The 20038-nt window shown below is 42.5% G+C and carries 16 protein-coding genes and 1 pseudogene; 7 read left to right on the top strand and 10 right to left on the bottom strand.

Annotated elements, in window-relative coordinates; all coding sequences use genetic code 11:
• Positions 1-38 precede the first annotated feature (38 nt).
• Positions 39-209: a hypothetical protein gene (locus tag V7L29_RS33255; RefSeq protein WP_334694260.1), complete on the top strand. Its 171-nt coding sequence runs from the start codon at positions 39-41 to the stop codon at positions 207-209.
• Positions 210-588: 379 nt separating this feature from the next.
• Here the strand turns inward: V7L29_RS33255 and V7L29_RS33250 are convergent.
• The 4 genes and pseudogenes from V7L29_RS33250 to trpB all read right to left on the bottom strand — a co-directional run.
• Positions 589-690 (bottom strand): annotated as a pseudogene (locus V7L29_RS33250) (ribonuclease D); the annotation flags it as partial.
• Between the two features lie 86 nt (positions 691-776).
• The gene (locus V7L29_RS33245; protein WP_334694261.1) at positions 777-1325 is read right to left on the bottom strand and encodes a CAP domain-containing protein; all 549 of its coding nucleotides are present in this window, start codon (positions 1323-1325) and stop codon (positions 777-779) included.
• 472 nt (positions 1326-1797) lie between these two features.
• Positions 1798-2817, bottom strand: a complete 1020-nt coding sequence (locus V7L29_RS33240; RefSeq protein ID WP_334738165.1) for a CAP domain-containing protein — start codon at positions 2815-2817, stop codon at positions 1798-1800.
• 744 nt (positions 2818-3561) lie between these two features.
• Positions 3562-4797, bottom strand: coding sequence for a tryptophan synthase subunit beta (trpB, locus tag V7L29_RS33235; protein WP_334694263.1), 1236 nt, complete (start codon positions 4795-4797; stop codon positions 3562-3564).
• Between the two features lie 246 nt (positions 4798-5043).
• Between trpB and V7L29_RS33230 the strand changes: the two genes are divergently transcribed.
• A complete protein-coding gene (locus tag V7L29_RS33230; RefSeq protein ID WP_334738164.1) occupies positions 5044-5391 on the top strand; it encodes a translation initiation factor in 348 nt (115 codons plus the stop codon).
• Between the two features lie 141 nt (positions 5392-5532).
• Positions 5533-5691 carry a YqaE/Pmp3 family membrane protein gene (locus tag V7L29_RS33225; protein ID WP_334738163.1) on the top strand — a complete coding sequence of 53 codons (159 nt, stop codon included), beginning with the start codon at positions 5533-5535 and terminating at the stop codon, positions 5689-5691.
• A gap of 437 nt (positions 5692-6128) precedes the next feature.
• Here V7L29_RS33225 and V7L29_RS33220 read toward each other — a convergent pair whose 3' ends face one another.
• The 5 genes from V7L29_RS33220 to V7L29_RS33200 form a co-directional block, all read right to left on the bottom strand.
• Positions 6129-6797: a carbonic anhydrase gene (locus V7L29_RS33220; protein ID WP_334693787.1), complete on the bottom strand. Its 669-nt coding sequence runs from the start codon at positions 6795-6797 to the stop codon at positions 6129-6131.
• Positions 6798-7281: 484 nt separating this feature from the next.
• Positions 7282-7533, bottom strand: a complete 252-nt coding sequence (locus V7L29_RS33215) for a DUF5340 domain-containing protein (RefSeq protein WP_069072137.1) — start codon at positions 7531-7533, stop codon at positions 7282-7284.
• Positions 7534-7775: 242 nt separating this feature from the next.
• Entirely contained in the window at positions 7776-8666 is an 891-nt protein-coding gene (gene trpC / locus V7L29_RS33210; protein WP_334693788.1) for an indole-3-glycerol phosphate synthase TrpC, read from the bottom strand.
• A gap of 272 nt (positions 8667-8938) precedes the next feature.
• Positions 8939-10369 carry a dihydrolipoyl dehydrogenase gene (gene lpdA, locus V7L29_RS33205; RefSeq protein WP_334738162.1) on the bottom strand — a complete coding sequence of 477 codons (1431 nt, stop codon included), beginning with the start codon at positions 10367-10369 and terminating at the stop codon, positions 8939-8941.
• Between the two features lie 303 nt (positions 10370-10672).
• Complete coding sequence (locus V7L29_RS33200) at positions 10673-10807, bottom strand: hypothetical protein (protein WP_334738161.1); 135 nt, start codon at positions 10805-10807, stop codon at positions 10673-10675.
• Positions 10808-11001: 194 nt separating this feature from the next.
• Between V7L29_RS33200 and V7L29_RS33195 the strand changes: the two genes are divergently transcribed.
• Positions 11002-12777: an SWIM zinc finger family protein gene (locus tag V7L29_RS33195; RefSeq protein WP_334738160.1), complete on the top strand. Its 1776-nt coding sequence runs from the start codon at positions 11002-11004 to the stop codon at positions 12775-12777.
• Between the two features lie 469 nt (positions 12778-13246).
• On the opposite strand, the gene V7L29_RS33190 is transcribed toward V7L29_RS33195, so the two are convergent.
• Positions 13247-13450 carry a hypothetical protein gene (locus V7L29_RS33190; protein WP_334738159.1) on the bottom strand — a complete coding sequence of 68 codons (204 nt, stop codon included), beginning with the start codon at positions 13448-13450 and terminating at the stop codon, positions 13247-13249.
• A gap of 293 nt (positions 13451-13743) precedes the next feature.
• Between V7L29_RS33190 and V7L29_RS33185 the strand changes: the two genes are divergently transcribed.
• The 3 genes from V7L29_RS33185 to V7L29_RS33175 all read left to right on the top strand — a co-directional run bounded on the left by V7L29_RS33185 (position 13744) and on the right by V7L29_RS33175 (position 19901).
• Positions 13744-15663 carry a ShlB/FhaC/HecB family hemolysin secretion/activation protein gene (locus tag V7L29_RS33185; RefSeq protein WP_334693792.1) on the top strand — a complete coding sequence of 640 codons (1920 nt, stop codon included), beginning with the start codon at positions 13744-13746 and terminating at the stop codon, positions 15661-15663.
• A gap of 607 nt (positions 15664-16270) precedes the next feature.
• Entirely contained in the window at positions 16271-18907 is a 2637-nt protein-coding gene (locus V7L29_RS33180; RefSeq protein WP_334693793.1) for an EAL domain-containing protein, read from the top strand.
• 73 nt (positions 18908-18980) lie between these two features.
• Positions 18981-19901: a histone deacetylase family protein gene (locus V7L29_RS33175; protein WP_334738158.1), complete on the top strand. Its 921-nt coding sequence runs from the start codon at positions 18981-18983 to the stop codon at positions 19899-19901.
• Positions 19902-20038 lie beyond the last annotated feature (137 nt).

Raw genomic sequence — 20038 nt, 5'->3', positions numbered from 1 at the left:
GGCATGTCAGCTTATCCACGTTCATTACAAACGGGCATTTGCTTGTTGCCCAATCCTACTCCCATGCTCCATCTGGCTTGGATGCCTACCTCTGTTATCGACCGCCAGAGGAGGAGACATGGGGTTTTCCCGTTCCGATTACCTATTTGTTTGACGATTTAGGTGGATGCTGGGACTCCGGGTTTATTTGGAATGCCCAATCGGTCTAACGACTCTAGCCGATTCCTTATCCTCTGCCTTTTGGCTTGGGTGTCTCAGATGCTTTCACCCATTCACCGTAACGAAGTTTTATCGCACCTTTGCTTTGGCTCACCATATCGTCTTGCTTGCGATGTTTCAAACCCATTGCATCTAGGGAGACTCGCTTTCAATCCCGCTTTACCAATTTGATGTCCAGTCGCTTTGGCAGGGAAAGTGCTTTCACACCGGGCATTTGGTGGGTAGGACTTGCCAATTTATGGCTCACCTACATAGGTAATCAGTTGTCTTGGCGAAGCCTCTCCCTTTGGGAGAAGGTTCAAAAGGAACCAAGCTAGCCATCTCACCAGACCCTTACGGGTGTTAAGTTTTCGGCTAAACGGGTCGCACCATCGTTTCTGTATCAACTGCGATCGCTGTAGATTCTAAATACTGTCCAAGGGCTGCGTCACTGAGGTCGCGATCGCTCACCTGAAAATCTTGTAATGTCATGAATTGTTCAAAAATAATAACAGTGTCCAACAGACAAAAGTATTGTCACACACTATATTATTGTGCAAAAAAATCAGAAATTAAATCTACCTAGTGCGAAAGAAAAGTTGTGTCAGGTAGACTTCGCCTTGATTATTAGTAGCAACGCCAATTCCAGTGAGATTGTAATTTCCTTTAATATTCTTTAGATGTCCGGGACTGTTGACCCAACCACTAACAGCTTCGTCCACAGGGTTGCTATATCCCCGATTGAAAGCAACATTTTCTGCCGCACTGTTGTAGCGAATAGGGATAGCTTTGACTCGCCGTTCAAATCCCTGATGGCTAAATGGGGTTTTACCTCTAGCCATGTTTTGACTATGAATTCTTGCCTGTTGAGTGATATTTGCATTTAGGGTCAACATTGGCAGTCCTTTAGAAGCCCGATATCGATTAATTTGGTCAAAAACTGATTTTTCTAACTCCGTAGTTTTAAAAGTAGGAGTCGATATTGCAACCTGACTGGAAAAAAGCGACAACAGCTTATTACGGGTGGATGTATTCGTAGAAGGATAATTTGGAATCGGAACAGTCGTTAATCCACTAGCAAGGACAAGCGCACTTAAAGCGATGCCAAAAGCAGTTTGTCGGAACATGGAGAATTGCGTAATATATTAGAGATATAAGACTTCTACTTTACCTTATTGTTCCGACGATATATACCACGATACTATTAAGTATTGATGAATTTCGGCAATCTGGCTACATCTTTGTATAGGAAGTACAAGAAATCATTTCCAATTGTCAATACTTCAATAGGTCAGCTTCATGAAATCACGGTTATTTTTGCTGATAATTTAGGATTTTCATGAATTACTAAAAAAATAATAGACCTCTTGCAAAAGTCCCTAACACCCCACCCCCAACCTTTAAGAGCAAGCTCTTAGGGGAGACAAAGCGTAGCTTTGGCTCTTTGGGCTTCTTATTTTGGATTTATGCAAGAGGTCTAATGTAGTATTCAATAGACAAATGTCATTGAAACTACATTATTCAACATTTAGCAAAAGCTTTACTAGCAGGCTGAAGTTTGGGGAATTTTATAAAAAAACCTAAATTCTACCACATCTATCAGCGAAAGAAAATTTGTGTGAAGTAGATTGCGCCTCCACTGTCGCTAGCGACACCAATCCCCGTTTTATCATAATTACCTCTGATATTGGCAAGATGCCCTGGACTTTTGAGCCAGCCTTGAACAGCTATTGTCGCAGGGTCACTATATCCATAGTTGGAAGCGACATTTTCACCAGCTGAACTGTAGGGAATACCGACTGCTTTAACACGTTCTGAAAATCCCGTATGTCCAATGGGAACTATACGTTTAGCCATATCCTGACTGTGAATCCTGGCTTGATTATCGATGGCAGAATTACGAGTCAGCTTTGGTAGCTTTTGGGAAACTCTGTAGTCATTAATTTTGTTGAAAATCGACTGTTCTAGAGCAGCAATGTCAATTTTAGATGCTGCAGGTCTAACAGTATTATTTGATACATTTGAAGATATCGGTGTAAAAGTTGAATTTGTAACAGGATTTGTTACAGGATTTGTTACAGAAGTTGTTACAGGAGTAAGGAAAATTTGTGTGAAGTAGATTTCGCCTCTACTGTTGCTAGCGACACCAATCCCAGTCTTTTCAAAATTACCTCTGATATTGGCAAGATGCCCTGGACTATTGAGCCAGCCTTGAACAGCTATCGTCGCAGGGTCATCATATCCATAGTTGGAAGCGACATTTTCACCACCTGAACTGTAGGGAATACCGACTGCTTTAATACGTTCTGAAAATCCCGTATGTCCAAAGGGAACTTTACCTTGAGCCATATCCTGACTGTGAATCCTGGCTTGATTATCGATGGCAGAATTACGAGTCAGCTTTTTTAATCCTTGGGAAACTCTGTAGTCATTAATTTTGTTGAAAATCGACTGTTCTAGAGCAGCAGTGTCAACGCTAGATGCTACAAGTTTAACAGTACTATTTGATACATTTGAATATTTTGGCGTAAAAGTTAAATTTGTTACAGGAGTAGCGATCGCCCCACTACTGAGAATAATAGTGCCCAAAGCAACGCTGCAGATTGTTGTTTTAATCATTTGCTGAAACTAACTGAAACTCTAGCTCCAGAAAGCTTAACCAAGCTAGTATCAATCTGACAACTTGATTATAGGTCTATATACTTCTGCTTTTGGCGTTTTTTGTTCAAAAACTACCAGTAAACTTTAAAATCCATAAAATTATGAAAAAATAATACTGTTTATAAAAAAATTTCCTCTACCATTAGTATGATTATTTTATCTAACCTCTTTTCCAAACTTCGTTTTGTAATACACGAAGATTGTCATACTTAGTTAGTGTAAGTTAAAAAAATTATGTATTTATAATATTATTCAGTATTAATATTTAGAAAAATATCATGATCATGAATTATGATTAAATATCAACATCTTACACAATTCAGGATTAATACTTATAAAATACAAAATACAAGTATAAATAAAAACTTTTATATTCAGGATAATCGTAGGTTGGGTTGTAGCAAGATCCTTGTAGGGGTACGAAGTGAAACCCAACAAACCACCGAAAATGTTGGGTTACCCTTCTCCTGTCGGAGACGCTACGCAAACGGGAAGCAAGCTACGTTTCTCAACCCAACCTACGCAGTTTAAGTTTTTTGGCGCTAACACCAAGCGTATTGCGAGATATATTCCTAAAAATGTGCATTCTCAAACTTTGCACAAAATTTTGGCCTGCCAACTCGTTGTGAGTTGGTTGCAGTAGCATAGGGGTTGGAATTATTGATCCTATTTATTGCTTTTTCCCAATGATTTTACGTATACTTACGCATCATTTAAGAACTTGGCTACTGTTTGTACATCCTTATCGCCGCGTCCAGAGCAGTTAATTACAATCCGAGGACTGTCGGTTAGTTGGGGACACAGGGTTTCAAGGTAGGCGATCGCATGGGCTGTTTCCAATGCCGGGATAATCCCTTCCAATTTCGACAATCGCTGGAATGCCGCCAAAGCCTCTGCATCCGTCACACTATAGTATTCGGCGCGGCCAGTATCCTTCATATAACTATGTTCTGGGCCTACACCGGGATAATCTAACCCCGCACTAATTGAGTGTGCCTCAATAATTTGCCCATCCTCATCTTGCAGGAGATAGCTCATTGCTCCGTGCAACACACCAACTCGTCCTTTTGTCAAGGTTGCTGCGTGTTTTTGGGTATTGACACCTTCTCCTGCTGCCTCAACCCCAATAAACCGTATAGAAGACTCATTAATAAACTCATAGAATAGTCCCATAGCATTGGAACCACCGCCCACACAAGCCAAGAGAATATCAGGCAATACACCCCACTTTTCGATTGCTTGGGCGCGAGTTTCTTGGCCGATTATTGCATGAAAATCACGTACCATCATCGGGTAAGGATGGGGCCCTGCTACCGAACCCAGGATGTAGTGAGTCGTTTCTACATTTGTTACCCAATCGCGAATCGCCTCAGAAGTGGCATCTTTCAGGGTTCCCGTTCCCGCCTCCACCGGACGCACTTCTGCTCCCATCAATTGCATTCTGAACACATTTAAAGCTTGGCGTTCCATATCATGAACGCCCATGTAAATTACACATTTCAGCCCAAAACGAGCGCAAACTGTGGCTGTAGCAACTCCATGTTGTCCAGCACCCGTTTCGGCAATAATCCGTTGCTTGCCCATGCGCTTTGCCAACAATACCTGACCAAGGGCATTATTGATTTTGTGAGAGCCAGTATGATTTAAATCCTCGCGCTTCAAGTAAATTTGCGGCCCCGTGCGATCGGGTCGGGCATAGTGAGCAGTCAGGCGTTCAGCAAAATACAATGGTGTGGCGCGTCCTACATAGTCCCGCAACAACTGCTGTAGTTCTCCTTGAAAACCAGGGTCATTACGGTATTGCTGATAAGCTGTTTCTAGTTCAGCAAGAGCAGGCATCAGCGTTTCAGGTACATATTTACCGCCAAAGCGTCCAAAGCGACCTAGCGTATCGGGAACCTGAGCAGTTGAACTTGGAGATAGGGGAGTAGTAGCCACGATTTGATTTTGATGACGGGAATGATTTAATTATTATAGAAAAGTCTGGGGAATGGATACTAAGGATTGGGGACTAAATTATTCGTTGAGACTCAATGCCCAATGCCCTATGCCCTATGTCCTATGCCCAATTACTTTAAATCCCTTGCAATGGATTTGTGATGTTAGCCTAGAAATAGATATCCCAGCAGAATGGTTGCGTAGAAGTTTCCACTGCCTTTAAAATTTTTCTTAAACATTCATTTTATGTCTTCTTCCAATCCCAAATCTTCTGACAAAAGCTTTGTCTACCGCGAATTTGGCAACGACAACTCCGCCGCCACAGAAAGACCAATTTCAGAACTGCCCCCACAACAACAAAATCTCAAAGTACAAGCTTCCCGCAAAGGACGCAAAGGCAAAACCGTCACAGTGATTAGCGGTTTTCAAGCCAAACCAGAAACCTTGGCAGATTTGGTGAAACAGTTGAAAACCCAGTGTGGGACAGGTGGGACAATTAAAGACAACGAAATTGAAATTCAGGGCGAACACAAGCAGAAAATTGTCGAGATTTTGACCAAGCTAGGTTATAAAGCCAAAATTAGTGGTGGCTAATCTTGAGTGCGGTTTACCGCATCTCAACCATGGTCTAGATTGAGAGTGGCAATGTTATCTTTGAAAGGTACAAATATACTTGAGCAGTGGTGAATCACTTCGCCGACAAGCTGTCTTTTATGAGATTAACAGGAGGTTCAAATGGATTTAGTTCGTCTTCTGTGTGCCATTTTCTTACCGCCTTTGGGAGTTTTTTTGCAAGTAGGTTTTGGTATAGACTTTTGGATTAATATACTTTTGACGTTTTTTGGTTACATTCCTGGGATTATTCATGCAGTGTGGATAATTTCTAAGAAATAATTATTTGTAGGTGTAGGTTAGGTGTACTAATCTCAGCGTTACTGATTCTGACTAATATTGGCGTAGAGGCAATTCATGAATTGCCTCTAGAGGAAGGGTTATCAATTGGATGTGTGCAAATTATTAAAAAATAATTCATCACCCAGAATCAATTAGGGACTTCTAATAAAAAAAATATCCAACTTGTAGCGTGCTTTACTTAATTCACACATTATCTTGATCTAATATATGACGGTGCGTTTGCCAGAGGCAAAACGTACCCTTGTATTCATAGCTCTAATTGGACAAAAATCTAGAATTATTTAGAACTTTGACGTAAAATTTCCAAGAATGTAGCAAAAAAACAACTATTTATTGAACTTAAAATAAAAGTTGTAAACACATAATTTATTACGTCTCCAATGTACATTTTTGTTGGTGTGGAGGTAAATACCGAATTAAGTCTCATTTTTTAACATGGCGTAGAGTTTAAACTCTAGAAGCAAAGGGCAGATGTGCAATTGCCATTGCACAGTTGAAACGTTCAAATCTTTGATCAATCCCGTGCTTATATCTAGTACCCAACCATGAACCATAGGCGCTTTTCGCTTATAGAGTGCCTGACGCATGATGGGAGTTTGGTAAAGATTTTTCACTTGCGTCACAACATTGATTTCCGCCAAACGATTCAGACGTTCTTCTCTTGTTGGCAAGGCATCAATTTCTTCTTGTTTCTGTAAATACAGTTCCCGAATCGGATTTACCCAGTTATCAAGAATTCCAATAGTTCTCCCTTCTAAAGCCGTCTTAATTCCTCCGCAATCGTAGTGACCACAAACGATAATATGTTCCACCTGAAGATGTAAAATTGCGTACTCTAAAATGGCTAAAAAGTTAATATCCGTCAAAGAAACTTGATTGGCAATATTACGATGTACAAATAACTCTCCTGGTTCTGTACGGGTAAACTTTGTTAATGCCAGACGACTATCAGAACACCCAATGTATAGAAAAGGAGGTGTTTGTCCGCTAGATAATTTCTGAAAGTAAGTTGGGTCTACAGCTAGTTTTTCGGCAACCCAAGCCTGATTATTTCTGAGGAGTTCATGAATACTGTTATATTTCATCTTTCGTCAAATTCGAGAGAGAATCTCATCAAAATTTTAGCTGATCTACAATTTCTTCTAAATCAAGATGAACTTTTTTAGAGCTAAAGTCTTATAAAAATAATATTTTTTCTACAGCATTAATATAATCATTATATAAATTATCAAAAATAAGTTAGTAGTTAAAGAAACAATAACTATGTATAAATTGAAGAAACAAGCTAAATAAAGTGAAATTTATATCTATTCAAGTCTGAGCGTTAGTATTAGCAATTTCAAATCCTTATTTAGCATTTCTAGATATTGTTGCAAAGCAGAGAAAGTTTTGTAAGCAGAATCTATGTAGATCCTTTTAAATCACACTCCAAACTGTGCATTTGAGCCAAGGAAGTGCGGTGAAACTTCTAAGTACTGATCCATTCAATACCCAGAGACACTTTCTGATGATAGTAAGATAACTTAACAAATATGCCAAATTTGAGGTTGAGATATTAAATTATCAGCTTCAATCGGGGGCAACAACTTTGCTATCATTATGATGATTGATTGACCAACGGTGATCAATAGTTACAGAGGAAAACTCGCAAATTTCTTCTAGTCGCTTTTGCTGCACAGCAGCTTTACGGAGAGTAATAATTAGCTGATTCACCTGATGCCGTAAATCTGGATTATCATTTACTGCTAACATGGTTTGTCTTTCTAAGAGTTGAAGTATAAGTTCGTAGTGAATAGGTGAAGGTAGAGGAATTTGCTCCATGAAGTTAAATTTTGATTTCATATTTGGGATTTTGTATTAATCAGATTTTCTCTCTTGTCAATGAATTGTTACATATGAAAGAACTAATTGCTTACAGTTTTGATACGAGTAGCGATAAAGATTTAGCAAAGATATTGATAATATCAGGCGGTAAACTGCTGCGTATCTACGCATAGTTAGCCTAATCGCCCAACAATTTTGTGTAATTATCCCGTGCTAAGAGCGCTTTTAAAGTGTTTTTTTCAGAAATTCCTCGGCAAGATATGGGCGATCGCTGCGCCGGGATCTGGTTGTTTTACCAAAGATTCTCCAATGAGTACAGCGGATGCACCTGCTGTAAGCACCAAACTCAAATCATCTGGGTTGTGTAGTCCTGACTCGCTGACAACAAGAATGTTTTTCTCCTGCAATTGGCTACCCCTTGCAGCTAAAAGTTGGCAAGTAGTTTGCAGGTCAACAGAGAAATCTTCCAAATTGCGATTATTGATTCCTACTAAGCAGACCCCATCTAAAGCTAACACACGGTCAAGTTCTGCCAAGCTATGGACTTCAATCAAAGCTGCCATTTTCAGTTTGTTAGCAATTTTCAGGCAGTATTGCAAATATTGATCGCTGAGGATAGCCGCAATCAACAAAATAGCATCTGCACCCTGAACCCGCGCTAAGTACATCTGGTAAGGATAGATGATAAACTCTTTGCACAGTAAGGGTAAATCTACGGCAGCCCGAATCTTAGCTAAGTTGTCAAAACTACCTTGAAAGAACTTGGCATCCGTCAGCACAGAAAGACAACTAGCTTTGCCTTGCTGATAAGATAGGGCGATCGCTACTGGGTCAAAATCTTCTCGTAAAACGCCTTTGCTTGGTGAAGCTTTTTTAACTTCCGCAATCAATGCTGGCTTAGTCTTACCTTGGCGCAAGGCGGCGACAAAATCACGGGTTGGTGGTGCAGTTAGTGCTTGCTTCTGCAATTCTTGCAAAGGCAGCTTTTCGCGCATTTGGTCAACTTCTACTTCTTTATGCCAGACAATTTCCTCCAAAATGTTGTTTGGCGCCCCGTCAGGCACGGCAGCCTGATAACGTAATATGGATACATTAATAGCTGGGTTAGGTGAACGGCGACGAATTTGCATAATTAGTACTGAGTTATGAGTTATGAGTTATGAGTTGAGAGTTGAGAGTTAGGAGTTATGAGTTATTAGGGAACTCCAAAAAATAAATTATCCAATTTCACCGAATCAAAACGACTTTCCCTCCCCCTGCTCTCTGCTCCCTGCTCCCCTGGCATAAAAGCGTTCGCGTAGCGTCCCGCAGGGATGGGATATTTTTTTATTTGGAAGTCCCTTAACTCCTGACTCCTAACTTATAACCGGAAGCGGAGCGTCTCCGGCTCCGCTCCTAAGTTTTAGATGGCGATCGCTCGTTTATAAGCTTCGTCCAGGACTTCCGAAAGTGTCGGGTGGGCGTGAACTAGATGTGCAAGGCTTTGGACAGATTGACGGTTTGCGATCGCTGCTGACGCTTCGTGAATTAAGTCTGAGGCGTGCAGTCCAAAAATGTGAACACCCAAGACTTCTCCTGTGTCTTTGCGATATATCACCTTGGCAATACCGTCGGCTTCATTTTCTGCCAACGCTTTGGAATTCCCTTTGAAGTAACTCCGACTTGCGGCGATTTCAAACCCTTCGGATTGTCCCAATTCCTTAGCTGCGGTTTCCGTTAAGCCCACATAGCTGACTTCTGGGTGGGTAAACGCCGCTGCGGGGATGCTGCGATAGTCTACTATTCTTTCCCTCCCAACTATATTTTCCACCGCGATGATGCCTTGAGCAGAAGCCGCATGTGCCAACATCATCTTCCCATTAGCGTCGCCAATTGACCACAAATGCGGCACTACTTCACCGACTGATAACACTGCCATGCGATCGTCAACTGGGATAAAATTCCGCCGATCAACTTCCACACCCACAGACTCTAAACCGAGATTTTGCGTCGCCGGGATGCGTCCTGTAGCCACCAAACAAGCATCTACTTCGATGACATCTAAATCTTCTTTGGTTTTGAAATCTGCTAATTCAATCACCACAGGTGAACCAGGGATAACTTTTTTGGCATATATCCCCACTTTGGTTTCAATATCGCGGGGAGTAATCAGCACTCGTTCGACAAGTTTGGCAATGTCGCGGTCAAATCCTGGCATTAACTGATCTAGGGCTTCAATCATGGTGATTTCACAACCCAAAGCTGAGTAAATATCAGAAAATTCCAAGCCAATATAACCACTGCCAATAATCGCCACCCAGTCTGGTAGCGATTCTAACTTGACGCCTTGATCGCTGGTAAAAACAGTTTTGCCATCTACTTCAATTCCTGGAGGCACAAAAGGAATTGAACCTGGCGAAAGGATAATGTCTTTGGCTGTGATGGTTTTTTCACCACCGTCTCCAGTAATAGAGACTTTTTGCGCCCCAGCGATTTTTCCCCAACCCCTAATAATATCGACTTTTAGACGTTTGAGGCTGTTGGTTAAGTCGCCTTGAATTTTTGAGACGAGATTACCAGCATGATTGGCGATCGCTTGGCGATCAAATTCCACGCTCCCAACTTGAATTCCCATTGACTTGAGGTGGTGGGCATTGCGTAACTCCCGCACACGTCCAGATGCCGCCAGCAGCGCCTTAGAAGGAATACAGCCCCGATTAACACAGGTTCCTCCCATATCAGCAGCTTCAATAATCGCTGTTTTCAGACCACAACTTACGGCGTGTAAGGCTGCGCCATGTCCGCCTACACCAGCGCCGATAATTACTAAATCGTAATCAAATTCTTGACTCACGTTAGTTTCCCCGTGTGCTTCGCCTATTTATTCTCAACTTGACCGACAATCAGCGCAACCCCTTTAACAGTTATTAGTTATCACTTGTCAGTTTTGTTGCTGGGTTTAAGCCCCCAGCACACAGTTATTAGTGAATACTGGAAACTGCTAACTGATTTAAATCCCCTACCATACGCCTGATAACTATTTACTGATTTAAGGTTCGGGTATTGCTAACTAAAATTATGATTCACTCACTTCTGGCGAAAAGATGGACGTTTTCAGTAATTATAGTCAAATCTAGATACTTATTTTTTTTATACTCTAAACTCGGTTAGAACTGGATTCATCCACCTTTGATACTCGTTCATCCACCTTTAATACTGATTCATCCACCTTTGATACTCGTTCATCCACCTTTGATACTCGTTCATCCACCTTTAATACTGATTCATCCACCTTTGATACTCATTCATCCATCTTTGATACTCATTCATCCATCTTTGATACTCATTCATCCATCTTAAAACCTCAAAGCTTCCAATACCCTGTTTGGCCCATGCCCATAACTTTGAATTTCTTTACAGCGCGTTAGCCTAAGACCTAAGCTGGATTTAAGATTTATCCAGAGGATTTACACAGGCGATCGCTCGATGTCTATTCCCCAAATTAGTGAATTTACTATCCGCCGTCATGCCAACGCTAAATCTTTCCAGCGGGGCGAGGCATACTATGAGGCAGGTGCTGTCAATGCTGTTACCCAACGTGGTCATCTACTTCAGGCAGATGTTGTCGGCAGTCAACCTAGACCTTATCATGTCAATCTGAGTTTCGATAGCAGTGGATTAACCTCAGTCAACTGCACTTGTGCTTACGACTTTGAAGGGTGGTGCAAACACATTGTAGCGACAATGCTGGTCTGTGCGCGGAACTCAGAAAATATTCAGCAGCGCCCCACCCTAGAACAACTACTTGAACGCCTGGATCATATCCAAACCCAAAGGCTGCTGCAAGAGTTGGTAACAGAATACCCACCACTGATTGAGGCGATTGACCGCCATGTCAGCTGGATGACTAATCTTGGTGTCCAGGAAAAAACCACAAAACCCTTGCGCCGCAGTACTATTGATCCGGCTCACTTTCGGGGGCAAGTGCGGCAGATTCTCCGGGATACCGTGCGCTACTTTGAGGAGGGGTACGAAGAAGAACCGATTGCCGAAGAATTACTGAGTGTAGTGCAAACTGCGGTAGATTTTAGCGAACGGGGAGAGGGTGAAAATGCGATCGCTATTTTAGAAGTGATTACCTCTACCTGTGTGGATAATTGGGATGATGTTGCAGAATACGGTGCTGAAAACGATGAAATTGTTGGGGAATTAAATAATGCTTGGTGTGAAGCAATTCTCAGTGTGGAACTCACCCCAGAAGAAAAAGTTGATATTCAAATAAATTTGGAAGCCTGGCAAGATGAGTGGAATGCTGATTTTGGCTTGATTATGGAGGCTTTACGCCAAGGTTGGGATTATCCGCCGCTGGTACAAGTTCTCCAAGGTAATATCACCGAAAGGGGAGCTTGGGAAGAAGACGTGCCAGATTATGCAGATGATTTGGCATTAATTCGGCTGAAAATTCTTGAACGTCAGGAACGTTACCAAGAGTATCTATATTTAGCAGAAGCGGAAGGGCAAACCCAGCAGTATCTGACAATGCTAGGGCGTTTGGGCAAGGTAGAAGAAGCAATTGATGCTGCTCAAACCCAGATGAACTCAATGGAAGAGGCTTTTGCCCTAGCGAAAACACTAAGTGTTCAGGGGGCATTACAGCAAGCATTAGATATAGCCCAGAGTGGATTAAATTTACCGGGTAATTGTCAGTATGAATTGGGAATTTGGACAAGTGATTTGGCTCTGGAGTGGGGTAATAGTGAAGCTGCTTTATTAGCAATCAAGGCTGCTTTTCACGTGAAGCCCTGCTTTGTTGACTACCAAAAGATGGAAGAATTGGCTGGGGAAAACTGGGAAAGTCTCAAAACAGACCTGCTGAGAATTGTCCGTACTTTTGGTAGTTGGGGAACAGAATCAGCCAAGGTGGATATATTTTTATATGAAGGATTAATTGATGATGCAATTGCGATCGTCAGTGAACTCAGTTCTTATTATTCAGAGTTGATTCACCGAGTCATGGATGCTGCTATCTCTCACAATCCTGGTTGGGTGATTATTAATGCTCGTCGCCGTGCCGAAAAGATTATGGATGCAGGTAAAGCCGAATACTACTACTACGCGGTTGAATGGTTGAAAAAGGCACGTAATGCCTACTTGGAATCTGGAAAGAAAGCTGACTGGTTAAACTATCGGGAAAACTTGATGCAAACCCACGCTCGTAAACGTAAATTGATGGGAATGTTTAAGCAAGAAGGTATGGTCTGAAAATTATTGTTTGTAAGCATAAACCATTTACAAAATGGATAAGAGGCTGAAGAAACTCGATAATGCTTAATTTGGGATTACACACTTTCTTCACCTAAATGTTTTTGCTTCTCTTATGAAGTCAGAAGTGTAACCGATTGCACTATACACAAAACCCTGATTCATCCAAATACTCTAGTACAGCGGGCGCGTAAATAAGCAGACCATTGAAAAGCTCTAAAAAGCTTATTCCATAATACCTGTCCGTTCGCTCATTTTTGATCTCTAAGAGTTAATTAAGCCTTATAGGGCTTGTAATCCAGACTATTCAATCAATTCAGGCATTTTTGTTGAGCACAGAGCTTTTAGCCATTTTATGATTTATGCTATCCCTATGCCCGAAATAATCGCCTCTCAGGTGCTTCGGCGATGGTCATAAATTTTACTAGTAATTAACGGTTTACTTAAAAATAGTTTTTTTCCTTTTGCATTAAGGCTTTAATTCTCCTTCGACTCTCAAAATAAGCGAACGCACAGTAATACTTTTGACTTTTGAACGCCAGTTGCTTCTCCTGTGGTCGCCGCTGCGCGTAGCTTGCTTCCCTGTAAGGGTACAAGTCGGCACAGCCGCCCAACGCACTGGCTCCTTTTGACTTCCGCCTTGCGGTACTAAATCTATATTCTCCGGCAGCAACAGATAATTCCAACATATCTGCTTGCTTATGCAGATCCAACACCATCAATACTTTTAAGTCTGCAATAACCAGATGATTTAGCTTTTATAGCAGTTTTCATGTATTTGAATCACATCTGTCGTAGGGGCACAGCATTGCTGTGCCTGTAGAGCGTGGTCTATTTACCTGAAAATAGCTGTAAATTGAGATTTGTCCCAGATATCAACTTTAGCGACAAAAGATGAAGTAAGATTCACATCTGAAGCAGTCGCCGTATAATCCCATAGTTTCTGACAAAAAATAGTCCAGTGCGATGATTAATAAATATCCTCAAAATCTTATAGTATCCTGCTTACCGCTCAGTATGCTTCTATTACTTAGCAGCATATCTTCTAGTCCACAGAAAGCTCAAGCTGTTGATACTACACAATTACCAACTAGTAATTTCATCCTGTCGCAACAACTTCCACCACAGAATGTCCAACCACCCTCATCTCCTCCACTTCCACCGCCACAGGATGTCCAACCACGCTCATCTCCTCCACTTCCACCGCCACAGGATGTCCAACCACCCTCATCTCCTCCACTTCCCTCACCTGAACTGCCACAGCCACTCCCCCCACCAGCAGAACTATTTCCACCCTCTGCCCCAACTCCCACACCTGAGGAACCACTCCCTGGCAACGTTCCTGAAACTATTGTTGTTGATCGGTTTGAAGTTGTTGGTAGCACAGTCTTTAGTGCCAAAGAGTTAGCCCTCGCCACTGCTGAATTTACCAAACGACCGATCTCACGGACTCAATTGTTTCAAGCAGGTTCTAAAATCACTGAACTATACGTCAAAAATGGTTACATTACTTCTGGTGCCTTGATTCCACCCCAAACACTCCAATCCCGTGTTGTAAAAATTCAGGTGGTTGGAGGTAAATTAGAAGCACTCAAATCCTATATTGTAAAAATTCAGGTAATCGAAGGTAAATTAGAAGATATCCAGGTAACTGGGACTCGGCGGTTGAATCGGAATTATGTCCGCAGCCGACTAGCAATAGCGACATCACCGCCTCTGAATCGCCAGCGTCTATTAGAGGCACTGCAACTTTTGCAACAAAATCCTTTGATTCAAAACGTGTCTGCTGAACTCTCAACAGGATCGCGGATTGGTACGAGTCTGTTGGAAGTCAAAATTAGTGAGGCAAAAACCCTTAGTAGCCAAATAATTCTTGATAATGGGCGATCGCCTAGTGTTGGCAGTTTTCGCCGCCGATTACAATTGAGTGAAGCCAACTTATTGGGACTGGGAGATGCTCTGAGTGTAGCTTACACTAATACCGATGGTAGCAATTCCATTGATGCCAGCTATATATTACCACTCAATCCCAAGAACGGAACCCTTACCTTCTACTATGGCACTACGTGGAGTAATGTCATTGAACCTCCTTTCAACATTTTAGATATCCAATCGGCTTCTCGCTATTACGAACTGACATTCCGCCAGCCCATAGTTCAAACTCCTACACAAGAGTTCGCCCTTGGGTTGACAGCCTCTCGACGGGAAAGTGAAGCCTCTTATCTCCAAGGAGAGCGAATACCTTTCCCTAGTTTAGGTGCTGATGAACAGGGACGCACCAGGGTATCTGCGTTGCGATTTTTTCAAGAATGGACGAGTCGTAACAGCCGTGAAGTCATCGCCCTACGCTCTCAATTCAGTTTGGGCATAGATGCGTTGAATGCTACGATTAATCAAAATCCTCCTGATAGTCGTTTTTTTGCTTGGCAAGGGCAAGCACAGTGGGTACGCCTTTTAGCTCCTGAAACCTTACTTTTACTTCGTTTAAATACGCAACTCGCATCCAGAACCCTTGTGCCTTTAGAGCAATTTGGCTTAGGTGGGCAGGATAGCGTTCGAGGCTACCGTCAAGATTACCTGCTGACGGATAATGCCACTTTTGTTTCTGCTGAAGTTCAAGTACCAATTCTGCGTTTACCCCAGATAAATAGCACGTTACAGGTTGTTCCGTTTGTGGATTTTGGTGTTGGCTGGAACAGTTCTAATACAAAGAATCCCGACCATAATACTTTAGCTGCTGTTGGTCTGGGGTTGCGTTGGTCACAAGGCGATCGCTTCACCGTTCGTCTTGACTGGGGCATTCCTTTAATATCTGTTAACTCAACAAATGAGAGAACATTACAAGAAAACGGTCTGTATTTTAGTTTATTCTATAATCCTTTTTAAAATTTAGGGGTTCATTCTCCTTCCCTTCTCTACGAGAGGCTCCGCCAGAAAGTTCCTGCCATTAAAGCAACTGGCGTTCGATTTCCAATCATCAGATATTTTTTCTCCAGTGGGATGCACCCAATTAATTTAATTCCTGCCTTACTCCTATCTATTTCGCAAAATTCTGTGAAGCACTACTATTTGACTGATTAAAAAATAAATATCAGACGGTTATTTATATAATTCGGAGTTTCTCCACCATTCAGAAGAAAAATCCGCAAATATCCCATGTGTTCTATTCAGTGTTTAATTTTATTCTGGGTATCCTAAGAAAGACAAGGTTGGATGATATAGACGAAAGGACAAAGTTTATAACTTATGTATGAGTGCAGAAAACAGCTAGAACTTCTACCGCAAAAACTGATTGAACAATTAGCCATCTCATTCCAGAAGCTCAATCATCAAGAGAAGGGCTGGTTTGCACCCTTATACCAATTTTGGAATCACAGACGGTGACAAGTTTGATTGAGCAAATTTTCCCAGAAGTGCAGCCTGAAAGTCTGAACTTCTGGAAGTAGTATTTTTCAGACTAAGACACAAATATATGAGAATTTGAGGAACACCCATGCTAGAAAATGAGCGGGAAAAAATACGCCATCTGTTGGTCATTCAAGACTTGCAAGGGCGGCGAACTGTCCCCTTGCGAGAGACTACTTATTCTCTAGGGCGGCATTTTGCAAATACTATTGTTTTAGCTTCCCGGTCAGTATCAATGCAACATGCAATTTTATTGCGAGTAACTGTTCCAGAGACTGACCAATACGGTTTCCAGATTATTGATGGCAACTACAAGGGTAAAGCAAGTACTAATGGCTTATTTGTAAATGGCACTAAATGCTTCTCTCATAATCTCAGAACCGGAGATGTCATTGCCTTTGGCAGTAATCAAGCTCAAGCTAAATATTACGCTATTTCTAACATCTCAGAACAAGCATTTTTAGAATCTTGTGATGTTGAAGACTTGTCTGGTTTCCTATCAGAGCAAGCCAGTCCTGCCAATCCTTTTCAAACTTTAGCTGTTGATCCCACCTTTGAAGCAGCTAGCGAGTCCGCCCTAGCTCGCCTAGCATCCTTCCCTGAACTCATCCCCAATCCAATTATTGAGATGGATTTGGAGGGAACAGTTACTTATCTCAATCCAGCCGCAGCTCTCAAGTTTCCCAAACTCAGGGAAGTTGGGACGCAACACCCCATTTTAACAGGACTCCTGAGTACAGTTAAGAATCTCGAAAAAAATTCTTTTGTGCGGGAGGTGGAAGTAGGCGCAGAAGTTTTTGAACAATCCGTTCTCTACCTTCCTGAAAGTGATTTAATTAGAACTTTTATTGTTAGGGATATTACAGAGCAAAAACGAGCCACAGCCGAACTGCGCCAGCGCGATCGCTTGCTACAGGCAGTTGCAGAAGCTGCCAATTATTTACTAGGGGAAATGAATTACGAAACTGGTATTGAGCGAGCTCTAGCTGTACTAGGTGAAGCTGCCAAGGCGGATCGTGCCTATCTCTTTCAGAACCATTCCCATCCTGCTACAGGGGAAATAGCAGTCAGCCTGCGGTTTGAATGGACGCACTCCTCTATTGAATCTACCCACCACCATTGGCAGAATCAGCCTTATCAAGCTTCTGGATTAGTTCGTTGGTATACTGTTCTCTCTAGCGGTCAGTCGATTAGCGCACTTACCCAAAAATTTCCTGTCGCCGAACAAGAATTCCTGATTCGAGATGGCATTCAATCCCTTCTCTTGGTACCTCTCCGGTTGGAAAACGAGTTATGGGGTTACATTGGCTTGGCAGACTGCACCTTTGAGCGTCATTGGTCAAGGCACGAAGAATCTACCCTTTTGACGATGGCTGCCAGTATCATTGGTGCGCGGCAGCGTCAGCAAGTAGAAGAAAAGATTCGCTATCAAGCCCTTCATGACCTGCTGACAGGGTTGCCTAATCGCCTACTATTTAACGAATTGCTCCGTAAAACTCTGCTCAACGCCACTCGCAATGGCGAAAGTTTAGCTGTGATCTTCCTTGACCTGGATCGTTTTAAGGTCATTAATGACACTTTGGGGCACACTCTGGGAGACGAATTGTTACAAAGCGTTGCTCAAAGATTAAAAGACTCACTCAGAGGCGGAGACACCATAGCCCGTTGGGGAGGTGATGAATTCACTATCTTACTTCCACGAGTCAATGATATTGAAGAGGTAACCCTAGTGGCATACAGAATCTTACAAGCCTTAGAGGATGCTTTTCATCTCCAAGGGCATGAACTTTACGTGACTGCCAGCCTCGGTATTGCGTTACTTGATCACAACAGTCCTGACGCCGAAACACTAATCCAGCACGCGGATACCGCTTTGTACTACGCCAAGGACAAAGGGCGGAATAACTACCAATTCTACAGTGTTTCTCTGAGCGCTAAAAATCCTGAACTCCTGACTTTAGAAAAGAGCTTGCGCTATGCCCTAGAACGTAATGAATTTACGGTATACTATCAGCCTCGTGTGAACATTCTTACAGGAGAAATTACTGGAATGGAGGCTCTGTTGCGTTGGCAGCACCCAGAGATGGGGTTGGTCGCACCCAGTGTCTTTATTCCCCTCGCCGAAGAAAGTGGATTAATTGTCCCCATCGGCGAATGGGTGCTGCGGACAGCCTGTAGCCAAAATAAAACCTGGCAAGATATAGGATTGCCACCCATGACGATCGCTGTCAATCTTTCTCTTAAGCAATTCCGCCAACCCAAATTGGTGGAGACTATAGCCGAAGTTTTAGAACAAACGGGACTGGAGCCACGCTTTTTAGAATTAGAAATTACCGAAACCACAGCTATTGAAAATTTAGATTTCACCAGAACGGTGTTAGACAATCTACAGCAGATGGGTGTTTACATCTCCATTGATGACTTTGGTACGGGTCATTCCTCGCTATCGCGCCTACAGGTTTTGCCACTCCACAATCTGAAAATAGATAAGTCATTCATTCAACATTTGACGCAGGATGTCAAAGTAGCTCATATTATCAAGGCCATAGTTGGTTTGGGACATAGCTTGGGATTAAAGTTGACAGCCGAAGGGGTAGAAAAAGAAGAGGAATTGGAGTTCTTGAAATCTATTAACTGTGAGGATGTACAAGGCTTTTTATTCTACCGACCGCTTTGTGCAAAGATTGCAACAGAAATCCTCCAAAGTAAACGACCAAAGCTCTAGTACAAGGAAAAACTGTTTTTACTAGTAACGATACAATAGCATTCATTGTCCTGCTGCCAACCTTTTTCGTTCTATGCTGCCAGTCATCTATTCAGACGAATTTTTAAATCACAAGACTGGAAAATACCACCCGGAAAAACCAGAACGCTTGATAGCGATCGCCACCGCCCTAAAAGCAGCTACATTCGCAGATAAAATTGCCTGGCGCGAGCCTACACCAGCATCAGAACAACCATCACTGATGTCTGTGTTGGTTAAAGCGCATAGCCCAGCCTACATCAAAAAACTTTGGCAAATCGCTTCTAGTGGCGGCGGGCCTTTAGATGGAGATACGCCAGTTTCCCCCCGCAGTTATGATGTGGCATTGTTGGCAGTCAGTGCCTGGTTAGATGGAGTTGAGGCTGTGTTAAAGTCAGCTAATCCGGCCTTTGTAGTGGCGCGTCCCCCAGGACACCATGCAGAAAGTGATGCGGGGATGGGCTTTTGCCTATTTTCTAATGCCGCGATCGCAGCTTTATTTGCCCTAGAACAACCCGAAATTAACCGCGTCGCCATCCTTGATTGGGATGTGCATCACGGTAATGGTACTCAGGCGATCGTCGAAACCCAAGCACGCATCGCCTACTGTTCCCTACATCAGTACCCATGCTATCCCGGTACTGGAAGATCGACAGAACGCGGCTTTCATAATAATGTATTAAATTTACCAATACCCCCTGGTAGTGATATTGCAGTATATCAGCCACTATTTGAAAGACAGGTTGTACCGTTTTTAGCTAACTTTCAGGCGGATTTACTGATTGTGAGTGCTGGTTATGATGGCAATGCCGCAGATCCTTTGGCAAGTATCAATTTGCAGCCAGAAGACTATGCTTTATTTACTGATTATTGTCTAGGAGTAACTCGTAAAATTCTGTTTGGCTTAGAAGGTGGTTACGACTTTGAAACTCTTTCTCAATCAGTTGTAGCGACTATTGAACGCTGTTTACTTTAAGCTTTTCTTGTTTACTTCATTACCGGGGACTGGAGAGCAGAGGGGGATAAGAGGGACAAGGGAGAATTATTGAACAAGTTTCTTACTTGTCTTTCCCATTTGCCTTGTTTTCCTTGTCTGTTACCATGCCCAATGAC

The organism is Nostoc sp., assembly GCF_036916575.1.
GTDB lineage: Bacteria > Cyanobacteriota > Cyanobacteriia > Cyanobacteriales > Nostocaceae > Nostoc.
The sequence above is the reverse complement of the archived record's forward strand: the minus strand, read 5'-3'. Positions and strand labels throughout refer to the sequence as shown.

Bases quoted from the DNA above. Each gene is read 5' to 3' on its own strand.
- trpC (WP_334693788.1), bottom strand. From the start codon at position 8,666: ATGCAAATTCGTCGCCGTTCACCTAACCCAGCTATTAATGTATCCATA.
- V7L29_RS33185 (WP_334693792.1), top strand. From the start codon at position 13,744: ATGATTAATAAATATCCTCAAAATCTTATAGTATCCTGCTTACCGCTC.
- V7L29_RS33220 (WP_334693787.1), bottom strand. From the start codon at position 6,797: ATGAAATATAACAGTATTCATGAACTCCTCAGAAATAATCAGGCTTGG.
- V7L29_RS33225 (WP_334738163.1), top strand. From the start codon at position 5,533: ATGGATTTAGTTCGTCTTCTGTGTGCCATTTTCTTACCGCCTTTGGGA.
- V7L29_RS33180 (WP_334693793.1), top strand. From the start codon at position 16,271: ATGCTAGAAAATGAGCGGGAAAAAATACGCCATCTGTTGGTCATTCAA.
- V7L29_RS33230 (WP_334738164.1), top strand. From the start codon at position 5,044: ATGTCTTCTTCCAATCCCAAATCTTCTGACAAAAGCTTTGTCTACCGC.
- V7L29_RS33245 (WP_334694261.1), bottom strand. From the start codon at position 1,325: ATGTTCCGACAAACTGCTTTTGGCATCGCTTTAAGTGCGCTTGTCCTT.
- V7L29_RS33215 (WP_069072137.1), bottom strand. From the start codon at position 7,533: ATGGAGCAAATTCCTCTACCTTCACCTATTCACTACGAACTTATACTT.
- V7L29_RS33195 (WP_334738160.1), top strand. From the start codon at position 11,002: ATGTCTATTCCCCAAATTAGTGAATTTACTATCCGCCGTCATGCCAAC.
- V7L29_RS33240 (WP_334738165.1), bottom strand. From the start codon at position 2,817: ATGATTAAAACAACAATCTGCAGCGTTGCTTTGGGCACTATTATTCTC.
- V7L29_RS33175 (WP_334738158.1), top strand. From the start codon at position 18,981: ATGCTGCCAGTCATCTATTCAGACGAATTTTTAAATCACAAGACTGGA.